This window comes from Ochrobactrum sp. SFR4 (assembly GCF_019730395.1).
Taxonomy (GTDB): domain Bacteria; phylum Pseudomonadota; class Alphaproteobacteria; order Rhizobiales; family Rhizobiaceae; genus Pseudochrobactrum.
Genome location: NZ_JAAPBB010000451.1, coordinates 1 through 336 on the forward strand (window position 1 = coordinate 1; position 336 = coordinate 336).

General features: G+C 54.5%; 1 protein-coding gene. It reads right to left on the reverse strand.

The window, feature by feature from the left end; translation table 11 throughout:
* A partial coding sequence (locus HBA93_RS19770) for an ABC transporter ATP-binding protein (protein ID WP_221724424.1) occupies positions 1–336 on the reverse strand: 336 nt, incomplete at both ends.

Below are 336 nucleotides of genomic sequence, written 5' to 3' on the forward strand. Positions count from 1 at the left end.
CTGGTCATAAATTTCATGCGCTGTGCCCTGCTGAATAATACGCCCTGAGCGCATCAGCACGATGCGGTCACCGGCAGATAAAGCCTCTTCCGCATCATGGGTGACGATAATAACCGTCGTGCCTAATTTGCGCAGCAATGCGATTGTTTCACTACGCACTTTCTGGCGTAATCCCTGATCCAGATTGGAAAAAGGTTCATCCATCAGCAGGATGTCCGGCGTTGGTGCAAGGGCGCGTGCCAGTGCCACGCGTTGTTGCTCGCCACCCGACAGCATATGCGGATAACGTGCAGCCATATGAGACAGCCCTACCAGCTCCAGCAACTCATCGGCACG